Origin of the sequence: Spartinivicinus poritis, assembly GCF_028858535.1 — a bacterium.
Classification (GTDB): domain Bacteria; phylum Pseudomonadota; class Gammaproteobacteria; order Pseudomonadales; family Zooshikellaceae; genus Spartinivicinus; species Spartinivicinus poritis.
Genome location: NZ_JAPMOU010000005.1, coordinates 47,735 through 65,934, shown reverse-complemented (window position 1 = coordinate 65,934; position 18,200 = coordinate 47,735). Strand labels below are relative to the sequence as shown.

Annotated in this window: 12 protein-coding genes; 3 read left to right on the top strand and 9 right to left on the bottom strand. The window is 42.3% G+C overall.

Annotated elements, in window-relative coordinates; translation table 11 throughout:
• The first annotated feature begins 371 nt into the window (after positions 1-371).
• The 3 genes from ORQ98_RS05900 (at position 372) to ORQ98_RS05890 (ending at position 5,070) form a co-directional block, all read left to right on the top strand.
• Complete coding sequence (locus ORQ98_RS05900) at positions 372-2,216, top strand: carotenoid oxygenase family protein (protein WP_274687860.1); 1,845 nt, start codon at positions 372-374, stop codon at positions 2,214-2,216.
• Between the two features lie 120 nt (positions 2,217-2,336).
• Positions 2,337-3,917, top strand: coding sequence for a D-arabinono-1,4-lactone oxidase (locus tag ORQ98_RS05895; protein WP_425347672.1), 1,581 nt, complete (start codon positions 2,337-2,339; stop codon positions 3,915-3,917).
• A 94-nt stretch (positions 3,918-4,011) separates the two neighbouring features.
• Entirely contained in the window at positions 4,012-5,070 is a 1,059-nt protein-coding gene (locus ORQ98_RS05890) for a hypothetical protein (protein ID WP_274687858.1), read from the top strand.
• 40 nt (positions 5,071-5,110) lie between these two features.
• On the opposite strand, the gene ORQ98_RS05885 is transcribed toward ORQ98_RS05890, so the two are convergent.
• From ORQ98_RS05885 to fliR, 9 genes are all read right to left on the bottom strand, one after another.
• Positions 5,111-6,829 (bottom strand): hypothetical protein, encoded by a 1,719-nt coding sequence (locus tag ORQ98_RS05885; RefSeq protein ID WP_274687857.1) that lies wholly within the window; start codon positions 6,827-6,829, stop codon positions 5,111-5,113.
• A gap of 6 nt (positions 6,830-6,835) precedes the next feature.
• Entirely contained in the window at positions 6,836-7,657 is an 822-nt protein-coding gene (locus ORQ98_RS05880) for a hypothetical protein (RefSeq protein WP_274687856.1), read from the bottom strand.
• Between the two features lie 13 nt (positions 7,658-7,670).
• Positions 7,671-9,638 (bottom strand): 4Fe-4S dicluster domain-containing protein, encoded by a 1,968-nt coding sequence (locus ORQ98_RS05875; protein WP_274687855.1) that lies wholly within the window; start codon positions 9,636-9,638, stop codon positions 7,671-7,673.
• 52 nt (positions 9,639-9,690) lie between these two features.
• Entirely contained in the window at positions 9,691-10,632 is a 942-nt protein-coding gene (locus tag ORQ98_RS05870) for a multiheme c-type cytochrome (protein ID WP_274687854.1), read from the bottom strand.
• Between the two features lie 67 nt (positions 10,633-10,699).
• Positions 10,700-11,971, bottom strand: coding sequence for a 2Fe-2S iron-sulfur cluster-binding protein (locus ORQ98_RS05865; RefSeq protein ID WP_274687853.1), 1,272 nt, complete (start codon positions 11,969-11,971; stop codon positions 10,700-10,702).
• Between the two features lie 34 nt (positions 11,972-12,005).
• Positions 12,006-13,388, bottom strand: a complete 1,383-nt coding sequence (locus ORQ98_RS05860) for a hypothetical protein (protein ID WP_274687852.1) — start codon at positions 13,386-13,388, stop codon at positions 12,006-12,008.
• The gene (locus tag ORQ98_RS05855) at positions 13,381-15,366 is read right to left on the bottom strand and encodes a multiheme c-type cytochrome (RefSeq protein WP_274687851.1); all 1,986 of its coding nucleotides are present in this window, start codon (positions 15,364-15,366) and stop codon (positions 13,381-13,383) included. The genes ORQ98_RS05860 and ORQ98_RS05855 overlap by 8 nt, the downstream gene beginning before the upstream one ends.
• Positions 15,367-16,024: 658 nt before the next feature.
• Positions 16,025-17,158 (bottom strand): flagellar biosynthesis protein FlhB, encoded by a 1,134-nt coding sequence (flhB, locus tag ORQ98_RS05850; protein ID WP_274687850.1) that lies wholly within the window; start codon positions 17,156-17,158, stop codon positions 16,025-16,027.
• Positions 17,159-17,262: 104 nt separating this feature from the next.
• On the bottom strand, positions 17,263-18,147 hold the full coding sequence (fliR, locus tag ORQ98_RS05845; protein WP_274687849.1) for a flagellar biosynthetic protein FliR: 885 nt from the start codon (positions 18,145-18,147) through the stop codon (positions 17,263-17,265).
• Positions 18,148-18,200 lie beyond the last annotated feature (53 nt).

Below are 18,200 nucleotides of genomic sequence, written 5' to 3'. Positions count from 1 at the left end.
TACTTACGTATAATTCTTTTTATATTATCACAAAGCCAAAAATATGACTTTATTATTTCAATTTAGCTAAAATCACTCAGCATTGATTATGGTTACTATTTACCGTAACAATATCAATAAGCCAACTATTAAGTACTCTTCATACAATACACGGTTTAATCAAAATAATGCAATCAAATTTCAATGTTAACGCTCAGCTTAGTTTAGCTTTTTCTACAATACCGCTCAGTTTGTAAATTTTTATTGCCATCCTTCAATTTCGTGTAATATGCTGAAGTCACTTAGACTTATATCATCTGTCATAAAAATTCATTAAAAATATAATAACGTACTTGTAAGTTTTATCTTCACTCAAGTGGATAGGAGTACCTATGAAAAGAAGGGACTTTATTAAAGCTGCGGGGGTTACTGGCTTGATGCCAGGTATTACCCTATCCAATCAAGCATTAATTCCTGCTTCGTCTTTTCCTAACGTAATTATGCAAAGTAGTTTAAAGCCTGCTTCAGGCCCTCTAGATATTGTTATGGGCTCACTTCCTGCTGATTTATACGGCCATGTCTTTATTGCTGAAGGCATTCCATTAGAGAAAAACCATCTTTCTCCTAACGGTAAGGGTGCCTTATCTCGAGTTGATTTTACTCATGGGCAAGCGCGTTTTACCCGCAAGATGATTGAAACCCCCTCTGCCATTTTACAAGACAAATTCAGTGGATTATTGGACCCATTTTATCTATTGGGAGGTACTGTTTACTTTAGTCCTAATTTAGGCTTTATGAATTACTGTAATACAGCTCCTAATTATTTAGGTAACAATCGTTTCGCCCTAAGTTATGAAGGGGGAATCCCTTATGAATTTGACGGAACCACACTTGACTTAATTACCCCGATTGGAGAAGTAGATGAATGGAAATCCAGCCTCCCTCCCATTGCAGAAGCCTTTGCGCCTGATAAATGGTTATTTCCACAAGTTCGCACTACAGGTCATCCCTATTTTGACTTAGAAAGAAATGAATGTTTCACCATCAATTATGGTGGTAATATGGGGACTTCTGGACTACGAAACAGTTTTATACGACTGATTCAATGGGACTTAGTGGGTAATTTTAAAACTTGGAATGTCGTTAACAGACAAGGTAAAAATGCTTTTATTACTGCAACCTCTCATTCGCTAGGCGTCACACGTCATCATATTTTGATTTTTGAAACAGCTGCTCGTGTCGAAAATATGCGCATTCTTGGCTCTAAAAAAGTAACACCACAAAACCACCATACGCCAGTTTGGATCATTCGCAAAGCAGATTTGCAATCCAATAATTCACAAGTAGTCGCTGATTATATTGAATTAAACTTTGATACGTCGGATATCGTGTGTAATTATGATGACTATGATAATGAAATTACTTTATATGGTCAGTATTTAGGCGCAATGGATAAATCAGAGCCTCAGTTTAACCATGAAAAGTTATTATTTGGGGGGTATGTCAGCTCAGACATTGCGGGTTACCCAGTTGCACCAGTGGATGTTGGTGGACTAGTCAGAGTTCGCCTGCAAGTATTGAGTGACTCAGTTAGAGAAATTGTTTCTGATTTCCAACTAATTCGAGACCAAGCAGTCTGCTGGGATCTCAATGATCCTGCTTATCGGGGCCATTTTCAGTTTCCAGAACAATTTGACCATATTTACTGGGCTGCAATTGGCTACCGACCAGAGCATGTCGTCAAGCGAGTAGCTGATGCTTATAAAAATTATCCCAACCGCCTCTTTCGTAATGATCAATTGCCTAGTTATCCAGTTCCGTCTGCGCTTATTCATATGGATTGTCAGCAAATGGCTATATCAGACAGCTACCAATTCCCTGAAGACTGTGTGATGCGTACACCTCAGTTTATGGCCAAAAACCGTAGTTATACTCAAGATGATGGCTATATTTTTACTGCGGTTGTACGCAAATACCCATCACATGCAAACTCTAATGGCAAGGAGTTCTGGATTTTCGATGGCAAGCAGTTAGCACAAGGGCCTATTTGTATTTTAGCCAGCCCACAACTTCATTTTGCTACTACCAATCACGCTCTCTGGGTGCCTACCATTAATAAACGCCCCGTTGCCGCCTATCAAGCTGATATAGCAGGCTACTTTAAAGAAAAACTGTCATTCCATTCACGGCAGGTCCAACAAGCCATCAAACGTCATATTTTACCCCGGTTCAGTTAACATTAGTTACCACATCGTTTAGGTTGTATCTGGAAAGTAAATATATAAGCAAGGAGTTAATTAAATATCCACCACACAAGGAGATTTAGTGTGAAACGAAAAATAGTTATTTTTGTCGCCATTACCTTTATTGCTGTTATTTCAAAAGCCGCCCTCGCCTGGCTAGAAGGAGACCAAGAAACCCTAACCAATTACCAGGGCACCTTTGAATGCAAGCCAGGAATTATTTATGATCCTCACTCAATAGAAGAAGTTCAAGAAGTTGTACGACAAGCCGTTGATGAAAATAGAAAAGTTATGACAGGCAATCGTAAATTTGCCAGTCAAATTGATGCCGCCTGTACCAAAAGTGGAGAAATCCAAGTCACCTTAAAAAATATGGATAAAGTGGTTAAGTTTGATGCGGAAAATAAAACCATTACCGTACAAGCCGGCATGCGCTTTAATAAATTAAATGACTTTTTAAGGGAGCAAGCTTTAGCTGTCAACATGGTCACTGAACTAGGCACATTCACCATTGGTGGTATGTTAGGCAGTGGGACCCATGGTTCTACCCTGCATAAAAAAAGCAATATGATTGCTGACTATGTAACTGAGTTAAAAATTGTTGATGGATTAGGAGACGTTAGAGTATTAACAGGAGAATCCCTCAATGCTGCCAGAGTAAACTTAGGGGTATTGGGTATTGTTGTCGAAGTCACTATTCAGCTAGAGCCTGCTTTTAAGGTTAAAGCTGATGTTAAAGGTTATAAAAACGATAACGGCTTGGAAGATAAAGTCTTAACCATAGCCAAAGACAATTATTCAGCCAATATTGCCTGGTTTCCAGGGCTTGGGCGTTATACCGTCACGACTTATAACCCAGTACCACTGGAAACGCCAGGTAATGCCTACAATGCTCAGGCTGATGTATCTGACTTTCAGGAATATATGTATGGGTTATTGTTTAATGCCCTTCATGAGTTTCCTGGTTCCAGCTTACAATGCCTTGCGGCTAGTGTTCGCTATAATGCCAGGGCCAGCTCCTATTACCGTGATATTGACACCGGCAAAAAACTGAAAAGCCCAGTAGGCCATTCAGATCGGATGCAATACTTTCAATGTAAAAAGCCCGATCAATGCATTTGGGATCGTTTACCTATCGCTTTACAAGAAGTCACTATTCCCCTTGAACAACTTCCTAACTGGATTAAAGATGTTAAACAAATTATCGCCAAGCATTCTCGCACTTGTTTTCCATTAAATGGTATTTACTTTCGCTTTGGCAAAGCTTCCCCTAGTTATTTAGGAATGAATGCGGGTCGTGATTCAGCTTATATAAGTACTGAATACACATTACGCCAAAAAGGAGAGGCAGTGCCTAAAAATTATTTCGTTAATTTAGAAATTGAACAAATGTCACTTCGCAAATATCAAGCTAGACCGCACTGGGGTAAAAATTCCATTGCCATTTTTGAAAATATGCCTTCTCGTTATCCTAAATGGGATGAGTTTGTTGCCTTTAAACAAGAAGTTGACCCTTATAATATTTTTACTAATCCCTTCTGGGAACGTGTCAGTAACCAAGACCCGTTAATTAACTATTTAAACCCAGGCTGTAATGCCAGTGGTGAGTGTTATTGCCAAACGGATGAACATTGTCAATCCGGTGCTCGCTGTGTATCTGGCAAACATTTTGCTGATGCCAAAGTTTGTATGTAACTAATCCACTTAATAAATAGCCTGCTCATGATTGAAGGTATCCAATATGAGTGGGCAGGACAATAAACCAATTAACTAACTGTTATCAATTACTATGTTAAAAACTCTACTATTAACTTGTTTCATTGTTCTATTTTCCAACGCTGTCAGTGCCACTACATTAGAAGATATTAAACCTCACTCACCCACTAAAAAACCCTGGAGTGAACAATGGTTCTATTATTTAAATGACCCTGCTATGGGTTACTTCAAGATAAGTTTACAAACTTACATTATGCCTGATTCGCCTACTTTAAAGGAAAAGGGGTATGTGCATGTTGTATATGCCCCTAAGGAAGGCAAGATGCAAGTTTATGATTATTTTTTTGATGAAGTCATGACACAATCCAGTGGTTCTGGCTCAACAGCTTTTCATTACAGCATTCCAGGTAAAGTTGATGCCAATGATAAACAAATCACTTTAACACTACCTGACTTTAATTTTTCGATGCAATTTATCAGTAACCACAAGCATTATTGGTCTGGCCGTAATCCAGGACAAACACCTTATGGATTTATTACTGACATCCCTTTTGTCGGTGGTAAATGGTTTATTTTTACGATGGGTACATCCGTTCAATATAGCTATAGTGATAATGATGAAAGTTATGGGGGTTATGGCACTGTTTATTTAGACAAAGGCTGGTACACCAAGGAAGACTCGCCAAGTTTTATGTACATACTAGGTATCAATGATAAGCAACAATTAATGATGACTGGTGCAGCTGCTGGTAGTATCCCTATTGAACTATGGGCAGGCCGTTATCTTTCCCAACAATCTGACATCACACTATACCCTGCCATTGCCGGCCTCAGTATGAAAAGAACACTGGATGCTTGCAAGGGTGAACTACATATTGAATTTAATAAATTGACAAAAAAAATTACTGTAGATGCAAAAGCTAACATCAACGACTTTTATATTTCTAGAATGCCATCAATGCTTGTATTAGGCGGTGATCAGCCTATTATGAAATCAATGAAAGCTACACTAGATGTGAATGTTTATGAATTTGGTCAACTTACTGAGCAGGTTAATTTTCCACAAGGCGTATTAGAATTTGGTGGTAATGTATTTTGTGATGACATCCTCTCCGAACCAAATCCTCAATAAAAAACTATACAATGCAGTTTCAGGATAAAAGCCGTATAAACTAATCGTTAAGAAGCGCCTTCGCCCAAGGTGCTTCTTCAAAGTGATAGTTATGACAAAGCAAGCAATTTTCACCTACCCTTTCTTCTTTATGGCAACTGACACAAGGCTGTTTAGTTACTGGTGAAAATAGCCAACTTGATGACACTTGTTGTTCTTCAGTTTCATTAATTTCTGCTTCACTATCACTCGACTGTTGTTGTGTTACTGTTGTATTAGCTGCTGAACGGGTATGACAGTTTAAGCATACGGTTTCTGGCTGACCTACCAAGTGGGGTTGGTGCTTAAATTTAAAGGTGGGCATCGGTGGTTTTGGTTGATACTGCCATACAATTTTATTATCTTGTATTTGGTGGCACAGTAAACACCCTGTATTGGCATCTTCTGAAGATAATTCACCTTTTTCCAGTTGTTTTTCAATACGTTTAATTTCACTGATTCGTGCATGGTGATTAACAGATACAACCACAGAACCTTTTCGGGTTAATTGCCAATTGCCCATTGCTCCCCACTGCTGGTCAGGTTTAAGGGCTTTTCGCGGTGATTTTTTTGGCTTATCTGTTGGGCTAGCTTGTTCTTTTAATAGGCTTGGAAACCACTGTTCTTGTAAATTAGTCAGCAATGGCATTAATGCTTTGCAATCATGCAACAACAGACGTACAGCATCAGCCTCCTTAAATAATCCCTCTGCCATCAGCTTACCTTGCACCTTCAGTAATTTAGCTTCCTGTAAATTATCTTGCAAAATATCCTGAACGAGTTGTTTATAGCCCTTTGCAAGTTGCTGCTGATAAGCCTGAGTTGCCTTTTTTGACTTGTCCGCAGGCTTGTCAGGTACACCATACTCTGCCAGTAATGCTGCCATTGCAGCAGAAAGCCTTTTATTACCACGCTGCTTGGGCCACTCACCAATATCAGGCGTTTTTTGGGCTACACGGGGTAAGGCCAGTAATACGACTGGCTCTTCAATGGTTTCCTCATGGCAGCTTAAACATTGTTGATCAAAATTTGGAAACACTGGCTCTGGCTTCTCACCATGACACTGCTGACATTGAAACAGTTTTCCTTGCTCCGAGAATACACCCTGATGGCGATCATGATTAAACTGAATACCTGTATCTCGGGCCAGAGAAAAGTCACTATGCTGCTTAGCAAAGCCCTTCTGAGACTTTAAATGACAACTGTCGCATTCTGTATCCGACAGTTTTATTAGTTCTCCAGCAGTCCCTTGGTGCTCAGTATGGCAGTTAAAACACCCCAGTGGTTTACGACTGGTTAATTCAGTTAAATGCTGATCAGCCTGCTGTTGTTCAATATTTTTAGGTAATAAAGTACGAATAGCTTGCTCATCTAACCCATGGGCCACTACACCCTTTTGGTGCTTGTGTTGATGACAGCTCATACAGCCTTGGCTTTGTTGAGCCAAGGTCAGGGGTTGCATGGTGTGCCATAGCCAGGACATAACAGGGTCATTTGCTCTAACATGACAACTGATACACTGATCCTGTTGACTACCATGTTGACTACTCAGTGCACCAGGAAACAGCAATTGCTGGCGCCAAGGGGTATGAGTCAAGATGATAAACAACCCCAATAACACAACCAAAAAAAGCACAAATGCCAGACGACTACGTTTTAACCGCGTAATGGCTCCTTCTTGGCTGGGCCTAACATAACGGCTTTGCCGGTGGGCTAACGGTTGAATACGCTCTCCTTTCATATCAACCTAAACCCCAGAAAAGCTATGAATCACCATTACGTGAGCCAAAACAAAAATAAATAATGCGTAAGCAAGAGGTATATGTAGAAACAGCCATCGCCGTAATAACCCCTGAATGGCGTACTGTTTATCCAGCTCAATTTTACGAAACACCAATATTCTTAGCTCCGTTACTACAGGTAACTCATCTTCCACCAGATAGCGCTGTAGCCCTTCAAACTTCAAAGCCCAGCGGCTACGCACCTGACCACTATTAAACACATGGGGCCAAAAATTGGCTGCCCCCAGCAAAAAACTTTGTAAGTTACGGTTGTAAAATTTTACTAAGGTATCCGTGTGGTGCTCGGCCGCCGCCTGTAAAGCCAGATCTTCAGCCTGCTGGCGCAACTGTTGATAATACTCTGGCATTTTTTCATACAATAACCGTTCCCCCAGCCATGTCATCCGTGGAGGCATAGTGCGGGATAAATAAAGACCCACCATGCCAGACCCCACTTCCAATAAAAAAACAGTCGCAATCAATTGATTAAACAGCCCCTTGGGCCAACTAAAATCAATATGAATAAAAAATAAGGCTACGCCATATAGCCCAAATAAAATATGCAGCCGCAGCCAATAACGCACCCCCCCAAAATTCAGAAATAACAACTTTTTGCGCCAGTGATAGCTAACCAGCAATCCCATTACGGCCAGTAGTCCCCAGCCCGTACAGTAGACCTCACTGGGCATGGATAAATTAGACAAGCTAAGTAAAATCAGCGTACTTGCCAGCAATAATCCCAGCACCAATAAATAAACCAGCCGACGCCTTACAACATATGAGTTCATTTTTTATTGCCTGTCATGCCAGCCAATCTCTAATTTTTTCTACTTGATGAATGTCAACTCGTCTCAATGCATCATGAGGACAAGCTAGCTCACAAGCTGGCCTATTTAGCTGCCCAGTACACATATCACACTTGGTGGCCTTTAACTGCGGCACCAATTTCCCTTGGTGGTCATTGGCATGAACCGGCTTACCATGCTCATCCACTATTTTTACCATCTGAATATTGTCAAATGGGCAGTTATCAGCGCAGGTGCTACAACCTACACAAATATCGTCGTTTATTACTACAGTGCCTGCATTATTCATATAGATGGCACCGGTAGGACAGCCATCTAAACACAGCGGATCACTACATTGCATACAGGCATTAGCTACCATAAAACCACCATGCTGATGGCCATGACGAATAAACCGCGGGTTTTGGTCATGCACTGAAGCACAAGCTCTCACACAGTCATCACAGCCAGTACACCGATCAAGGTTAATCAGCATGGTTTGAGTACCATAGATAAAGCGCTGATCAATAAAAAACTCCAGTAAGTCTGATGCTTCATGAACTAACAGCTCATGCTGTTGGCTGGGAGGTAATGCTGCTGGTTGAGGGGCTTCAGGAGGAGTAGATGCTTTATTGGCTGCTAATACTTTTTCCAGTTCTCTGGCAGGAATTCTAATAATATCGGTATAACCGACAGCCCGAATAGTACAGCTATAACGAGGTAAATGCGCTTCTGACAGTTCACTCACCTGCTGGCTACGCAGCTGTATACCTCCCAATACCTCTTGAAACCCGTAACTATCGCCTTGCCGAAGGTAATCCAATGCCCTTTCACTATGCCCATAAGCCTTACTTTTTCGAGCATAGCCTGCCCGGATAAAAATGACGGCATTGGCATAATCGCCTTCTTTAATAATTAACGGTTCCGACTGCTCTATTCGGCTTTTACGTTGATCAGAGTTTTGATCAGAAACCGATTTCCAATCCATCGCACCATAGCTATCCAACTCAGCAACCGTCGCCAAGTGCTCCAGCTGGGACTTATTTAACCCCAATAAAATCGGTTGCTGTTGCAATAATGCGGGTAGCCGATGGCGTCGATACTGCTCATCTAAAAACTGGCGAAACCCTCGATCAAATCGGGCTAGTTGCCTGACTCCTTGCCAACGGATTTCCAGCAGAATCGCTTGCTCACTGGTGACCACAATAGTTCGATAATGAGGGCTGTGCTGTAAGGCAGCAACCGCACCAAATAACTCACCTGTCTCTAATAACTTAGGTTCTGGGGTACCTGGCTGATGTGCTTCAGTTAAGTCAGGGATCCGTAAATAACTATCGCGCCCTTGGGCGACAGTCACCTGCTGAGCAGCATCATAGCGACGGGTATCACGGCGCTCGACCCACTGACTAGGTAATAAATTTTGCTTGAGCCGCTGATACCAGGGGTGCTGCTCAGGGCGCTGCCGAAATAGTGCTTTTTCTTTGACTTGTAGGGCACAGGCTTGCCCCGCTAATAACAGATAAGCATTGCCTGCATGCTCACTCTGTCGTACCACGACTGCCGTTTTTTCCATTGTTCGGATGGTGGCATGATGTAGCAAGATGGATAACAAAGGTTGGAGTTCTTTTTGAGCAAGCTGATGTGCTGCTTCTGTCGTATCTTTTCCTAAAAAAGCTGCTAGCCATTCATTTGCAGAGTCATTTTTTACCCAGTGGCTTACAAGCTGGATATCCTGCCACAAGCTATTCAAGCTATGAATCAGCTCTGTGACTGCCTGAAGTTGTAACGGCAGCTGTACCCTGGGAAGCCGACCTAACTTAATCAGATTTCTTTGATAACGCCCCTGCAGCTTACGCAATCGCTGCTGCAGGTGGTGAGACACCATGGTACGGAATGGCTCAAATACCAATAAAGTTGCATCAAGTTGCCAGGTGCTGTGGGATTGAGAAATAGTCAGGTCTTCAGCCATTGCTGGATCAATCATTAATCTATGGTCTACAGGTGCTTGCCTCAAGCACCTGTAGACCATAATGACATTAGTTTTTGTAGGTATTCGCTGCAGGTAATAATGAATCAACTGCTGAAGAGCTGATTCCCTGCGCATACTTATTCGCAAAGGCTTTGGCTGCCTGGGCAGCTTGTCCAGCATTGGTTGCTGATAACACCTTCGCTACCATTGGATCACCCAACTTTGTTTGAATCTGTTTAAGTCGATTACGGGTTTGTTGTAATTTTTCTTTTTGCACCTGAGCATATTTGCCTGTTGCACCCTGAGTCATTTTTAGCAGCAGTTCATACTGAACCATTTGCCCCATAACATAGAGCAGTCGTTGCCGGGATTTAGACACAGGCGGGTTATGGCTACCCAAACTAAAGTTATGGCGAATTTGCTCACCTTGCGACCAACTGAGTAGCTCAAATGTTAACTTAGAGGGATGGCCACCTTGGTTAATCAGTTTTTGATTAGGGACCAAATGACAGCTCAAACAATTTTTTGCCAGTCGATAAGCATGACCAGGCCGAACCATTCCAGCTCGATCTGCAGCAGCTAAGCGCTTCTGGCGTTGAGCAGGTGCTTCTTGCTCTTTTTTGTTTACTTTTTTACCCGTTGCATCTCGATAAGTGCCGTGGGTTTCAAGCCAGTTTTTGGCGGGGTTATGACAGGATTCACAGGAGACTGTTGCTAGCTCACCATGAAGTTTAGCGCCTCTCGTGAAGTGACATTGCGAACAAAGTGCTGAACTACTTTCTGGGTCAGACACCCCCATTTTCTCCGCAATTTCCTCACTATCAAATTCCTCATCAAGAAACCCTATATTATGAGGTGAATCTTCCCACACTCTGTATTGTGGCTTATGACATTTTTGACATTTAGCGGGCCCTACCACTGATGAAGGCTGCCAATCAGACAATAAGTCGGCTGCTTGACTGGTTGCAGCAGCAACCCCAAAAATAAAACACCAGACCCATGCTTTCACTTCCAAACTCCTACTACCAAGCACTTTTTATATAATCCTAGTTAATTCTGTAATGATTGCGCGATTGTCAGACATTTAGTACTAAACGGTTACTTTTTGGATAACAGACACAAGGTAAACAGTAACGAGATGTATCAAAATGATTGGCCTGCTTTTGATTGAGAAACTCTGGGTCTTTGAGATAACCGACTTCTCCTTCAAGAATCTCAGTCATACAAGAACCACAGGAGCCTTTGCGACAGCTGCTGTTGATACTGACTCCCTCCTCTTCTGACAAGGTGAGCAACCAACGATCTTCACCTTGAAGCCACTCCGAACGCCGACCAGAAGATGAAAACACCACCTCAGCAAGCTCTGGTGCATCTAAAAGGGGTGTTTGGTGGGTAACTGTGGCACTAAAGCATTCATCATGAAACTGGCTGCTATCAATATCATTAGCCGCCAACTCTTGCTGGAGCTTAGTCATAAACGCTTCAGGCCCACAGAAATAGTACTGGCATTGCCAGGGCTGAATAGAAAGCTCTGCTAACATATCCAGACATGTTTGGCCATTTAGCCGGCCACTAAGCTGGTAATCAATTTCAGGCCAGTCCAAAGCAGAACGAGGATGGCTATAGCTAACATAGAGGTGCAGCCCCTGATATTGCGTTTGCAACGCTTCGAACTCGTCTTTAGCGGCATGGTGGGAGCCATTTCTTACACAGTAAAAAACGACGACAGGTGGTGGAAATGGTTGGTTAACTAGTACCTTGAGCATACTGAGTACAGGGGTATAGCCAACTCCTGCCACTAAAAATACCAATGGCTCTATAGTACTTTCTGGTAATACAAAGCTGCCTTGAGGCTCTCGAATTTCAACAACAGCCCCTTCATAGACTTCTTCATGAAGATAGCCAGAAACCTTGCCTGCCGGGTGATTCGTCTTAGCAGGCGCATCTGCTCGTTTCACACTAATCCGGTAGTAGTCCGGATTATACGATTCAGACAATGAGTAACAGCGGGTATATACCCTTGACCCAATGGGTAACCTGACCGTCACATGCTGGCCAGCTGCAAAAGGTGACAATGGCAACCCATCACGGGGCCGCAAATAAAATGAGATAATATCGCTTACTGGGTTTTCGACCACCCGTTTAGTGACAACAAAATCTCGAAACCCCTGCCAATGACTCTGCTTGACTAATTGGCTGGACACTTGCTGACAGCGCTGTTGCCAGTTATTGGCTGCCAGCCCCCGTTGCGCGTATTGAGCTTGGAATTGCAACCACTCGCTATAGACTAACCAGGCAATATAACTACATACCAACAACGTGAGTATTAATACAATTAACCACTTCATTTGAACGATTAACTACTTCCTTTATGCGTTATTTTTAAAAATTGACTTGCAACCCTACCCGTATCCCATTGGCATCATCTCGACGCTTTTGTGCAGAATGAAACATATCCACCTGCACGAGGGTTCGATTGCCAATTGGCTGCTGGTATCGCATCCCTACCGCCATTGCGCTTTGTTCTTGAGTTAAATGGCTATAACGACCACCCAGTTCTAGAGTCAGTTGACGTTGCTTAGCGAGTTGCCATTGATAGCCCATAGCAAACCCTGAGGCTTTATTCGCAGTGGGATCAAGTGCGGCACCATAGTTACCAATTCCTGCGCCAGCAAATAAAATCCCCATTGAAGCCAAAGGCCCACCATTGCCTCGATCACGAGCCAATGACACATAATTTTTTTCACTGTGAAATAAGTTTACATATGCCAGATCATGGGTTGCTGCAGGGGTCAGAGAAAGCTCAGCAGATAACAAATAACCATCTCGTCGGGTAGTTTCTATTTGGCTTCCTGACTCAGGTAAGTCAGATGCATCTGAAAAATTAAAGCGAAAAGTTGTATTCAGGTGGCCAAATCGTTGGGTGCTGCCCAGACCAAGCCAATAGCCATCATGGCTGTCATCTGACTCGCGGTAAGCAAGGTCAACTTCCATCGTAGTGGAATAGGTATCCCAGGCAGAAAATAAGCCATATATTTTCGTACCACCAATGGGCTCTTGATTGAAGTCATTAATACTGCCCCAGCCATAGAACCCGGTTAGGCGAAAATTCGTTACTAAATTACCTAAAAATAAAGTGTTTTTGGTAACTCCAACCCCATCCAAAGTATCATTGATTAAAATACCATTTTGAATATTCAATGGCTGGCGGCCAATGGCAAAGCCAATATCAGCAGCCTGGTAACCTTTTTCTGACAGCACAGGAAATATTTCGCCAATATCTCCTTCAAAAAAAGCAACACTGACATCGGTATCAAAGTCACCATCCCAGCCTTCATTTTCGTTTGGCTTAAAGGTATAGCCAGCATACTGTCTGCCATCACGATCGAGCGGCCTAAAGCCAACTAATATTCGCTCCGTGCCAGTCAATCGTAGGTTAAAAAACAGATCCAATCGATTAGCCCACTCCGCCTGGTCAGTTTCGCCATTATCAAAATACTGCAACGCCGATTGATAGCGACCAAATACCCATAAACTGGGTCGCCACACAGCACCCGTAGGCAGTTCCCAGCCTTTTGATAATGTTGCTGGGGCTAAAAATGGCTCATTTAACTCTAATAAAGGGGCTGGTCGCTCAGGCAAAATGGCCAACCCACCCGCTGTGCGCGCTGAATCATTTTCTTCATTGGTTGTATCAGCAGCCAAAGCCAGCTCAGCTGCCCCACTCAAAACCAGCCCCACAGTTAGTACAGCTACTTTAGTCATTTTGCTGCCCCCCTTGCACGTTACTCCTGCCTTGCTGGTAATAAGCTGGGGTATAAAGATGGTTTTCAGGCAATGCCATACGCTTCGCTACATTCTGTTGCTTACCTTTACGGCTAAGATCAATCTGCTGCTGCCAAAGTAATAATTTGCCAGCTACCAATTGTTTGACCACTTGCTCAGTTGTCATTTGATAGTCAAAGCCTACGTCAGCAATCGTATGTACTAAGTTAACCGGCACCATTTGAGCGTATAAATTAACCTCCACGGTATAACGCTGGCCTGGTTTGATTTTGTTTTTAGGTATCTGATATTCCACCCAACGTCGACCGTTAGGAGGCAAGCTGCGCTTATGAATACGCGCACCTTGGGGGCGACCTTGCAACGTAGTAGGTGAAGTGGCCGGGCGTAAAAATGGCAAGGCCGTTTGCGAGTGATTAATCGGTATAATGGCTTCTCGCTCACTACCCCGTAAGTTTCTGGTTAAGAATCGAGCTTGCAAGTTATGCAGTTGATCATCAAGCGGGAGCTTGCCATCGTGCACATACAAGGAGTGCTGATCTCGTACATCGCCATTAGGGTCTAGATCACCTGACTCAAACACGACCTGACCAGCAGCATCCTGGACTTTCACGTTGAGGTAAACCAGCCGTTCACCGATAAAGCCAGTCGGCACCATATGGCCATCTGTGCCATTCACTAGCTCAACTTTCACAATCGGATCACCCAGCCAGCCACGACTGACTTCAGCAGCACCTAACTGATAGCCATTTTGTAATACAGTCAGCCGCTTTTCGTGAGCTTCGGACAACAACTGTAAATTAGGTTGAATCACCTCCTGCCAGGCAGTAATCCGATCTTTACTCTTCGACCAGACTTTGGGAAAACGGTAACCAGCAGGTATTGCCTTTTCAAATGCTGGTGTGCCCCAGCCATCAGCCAGATTAAACTTGCTCCAGATATCAATGCCAGTTAAGCAAGTCTTTTTACGCTTTTGGCTTTTTTTCCGCTGCTTTTCAGTGCCGTCATGACAGCCTTTTAAATATTTACGAAAGCGTTTACGGATAAAACGATCAGCCGTCGGGTTATGAGGGAAAATACCAGGATGAATAACAGAATAATCTGGACCGATAAAACTGTGGTCAGTTAAGCGCCGAGTGGGAGAATGGTAAGTAGAGCCATGGGCTTTCTCAAAAGTAGCCGCTGGGCCTTGTTCATAGCCAGAAACTACTCCTGGCTCTTTACCCATATGACAATCCTGACAGCTAATGCCTTTTTTCGCAGCAGGAGAAGCACGATATTCAGAATAAGCTTCTTCCAGACGCAGTTGGGTCATTGAGTTAACATCGTGACAAGTACCACAAAATTGAGGTTTTACTAAATCAAAGAAAGGCTCAATTTTGCCATGAACTTCAATACCTGGTGCCTGAAATTCAGTGGTTAATCCAACCTCTGGATCTTTTAATAGTTTTTCAAAGCCTTTATTTTCTGAAACTCTTGGCCCACTAATCGGTTTAGTTAAATCACCTTCAGCCAGATTAATTCTGCCACTGAATTTACCATAAGCCTGATTGACTCTGTGACAAGCAACACAGGTAACACCTTCCCGAGAAATAGGGTGTCGGTATTTATTTTCAATAAAAATTGGCTCTTCCATTGCCATTCCTACCGGTGTATGACAACGAATACAAAAATCACCTGTAGTACCATTAGTTAACTTAACCGTTGTGGCATGCATCGCATTAAAAATGGGACTTAATTGTGCATAGGCATGGGGAGATACAGACCACTCACGGTATTGTTTGGGGTGACAAGCACCACACTCTTTTGCTGAGACAAAACGTTTTTCCCCATTAAATAACGTTTGATGAGCTCGGTTAGCCTCAGATAGCCGTTTTTCTTCTTGTGTTAGTCGGGCAGCATTAGCAGCTTCCTGCCCCAAAAACAGGAGACAGCACAGGAAACTTATCCATCTTGTCATTATCTAACTACTCTCCACATCGTGTTAATTACTGGCTATATCTTAACTATTTAGTGCTTTTGCCTTTGATAGTTTTTGCTATTAATAGTTATCGCTATTAAAGGCAATGGCTTTTGAAAGCCATTCACCACATGTCAGCATTTATAAATAATTCTTTAATAACTAATTCATAGTCTATTTTTTGCTATACGTGTATCTAAACTCACTCTTTGAGTTTGAAAAAGTACCCACTTCAAAAAAGACTATTTTCTCTCATCCTAAAAGCTGGAAAAAACCAGCAAACTGGGGGAGAGTTAACAAAACGAGTAAAAGGTTAATTTCTATCGCGCAGTAATAATTTTTTGATAGATAACGTGGATGAATAATAGTGCAGCAGGTTAAAGACAGATCTAATCCTGTTGAAGATGGCTGTAACCATGACTTGACGATTCCTTTTCTATTTTATTTCATCAATATGACGATCTTAAATGCATTCTCCTCTAAAGCAAAAGGCATACCATTATCTCAAAAACACATAAAACACTGGACACTAATTGCAAGCCTAATTAAACAAAACAATAAAATGTAAATTTATTTGACAAGCATCTTCTTTATTTCACACTTATTACACATTTTTTGTCGATAATTTTTCTAAACTTAGAGTCATAGTAAGGGCTTTTTATTTTTGAAGCTCGTCAGGCACCGTTACTTTAGGAACAGGTCCTGGTTTTTGCCCTTGGCCATTACGGTATTGTTTTAACTGATAGACATAAGCCAATACCTGTGCAACAGCCATATACAGTGCTGTAGGTATTTGCTGATTAATTTTGGTGTTGTAATAAATAGCACGAGATAAAGGTGGTGCTTCTAACATAACCACTTCATGTTCTTTAGCAATTTCTCTGATTTTGAGAGCCACTTCATCAACACCTTTGGCAATGAGGTAAGGTGCATCAGCTTGCTCTGGATCATATTTAAGAGCAACAGAAAAATGAGTCGGGTTAGTAATAACCACATCTGCTTTTGGTACTTCTGCCATCATTCGTTGTTGCGCTAAATCACGTTGCAACTGTCGAATACGGCTTTTAACTTCTGGCTTACCCTCAGTATCTTTAAACTCGTCTTTTACCTCCTGTTTAGTCATTTTCAATTTTCGCTGATGCTCCCAAACCTGAAATGGCACATCAATCAGGGCAATCAAAATCAAGCTAGAGCAAATCGCTAAACTGGCCCAACCTAAAATCCAACTACCATGCACAATGGCCTGCATGATGTTTTCTTTACCTAACGCTAATAAGTCATCTTGCCTAACAAACAATACCAATAATACAAACGCTGTCACTACCAACACTTTGGCAATCGCCTTAATTAGTTCTACCAGTGACTTCAAAGAAAACATCCGTTTAAGCCCACTCAACGGATCAATTCTGTTTAATTTAGGTAGTAACGATTTACCACTACATATCCACCCGCCCACCAAAATCGGAGACGCTAACCCAGCTAATAATAAAGTGATAAATAAGGGTAATAAGGCAAAGGTCACAGCTGAAATGGATTCAGCTAAATACTGAAACATCCGTGTGGTGTCAAAAGCGATCTCTCTTTCAAAGGCAAAGTTTAACCGCATAATACCAGCCAGTTTAGTTGCCAAAAAATGGCCTGAAAGAAACAGACTGGATACGCCCAGCATCAACAGTGCCATAGTTGATAGCTCTTTAGAGCGAGCAACTTGCCCTTCTTTCCGAGCATCTTGCAAGCGCTTCTGGGTCGGCTGTTCCGTTTTTTCCTGACTGTTGTCTTTGTCCTCAGCCATACCCTCACACCTTTCGAGGCCGTCGCAAGATTACTGCGACTGCAAATACTACAGCTTGAAAAAAATACGTTAAAAGCTGGTTCTCAAAAAATTGTTAGCCAAAATTATGGCTGTATTAGACTTCTAAGCATAAACAATGCCGCTTCAGTAAAACGGCTGTATTGTGCCAACAAACCGCTACTCACCCCTACCCAGGTTACAAATAAACCAAAAATCATTGAGATAGGAAAACCTAATGCAAACACATTCAATTGGGGAGCCGCTTTGGTCATCACTCCAAAGGCAATATTTACAATCAACATGGCAATCACTACGGGTAACGCAATAAGCAAAGCACTAGCAAAAATCCAGCTAAACCACATCACTAACTCAATAAAATGATGGAATGGAACAAACTGGCCAATAGGAATTGTACGAAAACTTTCTACTAGTACTTCAAACACCACATGATGTCCATTCATCGCTAAAAATAATAATGAACAAAGGATTAAAAAAAACTGGCCTACAGCCGCTACATTCACACCATTGGCAGGGTCATTAAGGGAAGCAAATCCAAGCCCCATTTGCATCGAAATCATCTGCCCGGCAACCGCAAATAAGTGAAAAAACACCTGTAATGCAAATCCCATCAATAAGCCAATTAATACCTGCTGAGCAATAATAACCATGCTTAGTATTGAAATTAGGTCAACTTTCGGGCCAGTAGGAATAATCGGCGCAATTAATAATGTCACCAAAATAGCAAAGAATGCGCGAACCCGCATAGGAACCAGCTGGGTACCGAAAATCGGCATCACCATTAAAATACCTGCTACTCGAAATAATGGCCACAATATTTGTGCCAGCAATAACTGGATGTCTTCTAGTTGATAATGAATCAAACTAAACCTATACCCTTCTCGAATGACTTTTATACCCCTAGGGCACAAGGGGTTTGTTGTCGTCGCTGACCACCAAGGATGGTGGGAATGCAGTTTATGCAGGCGCATTAAACTCTCTTCACCCCAATCATTTATAAAAAGGGCTTCATCGCTTGACGGCC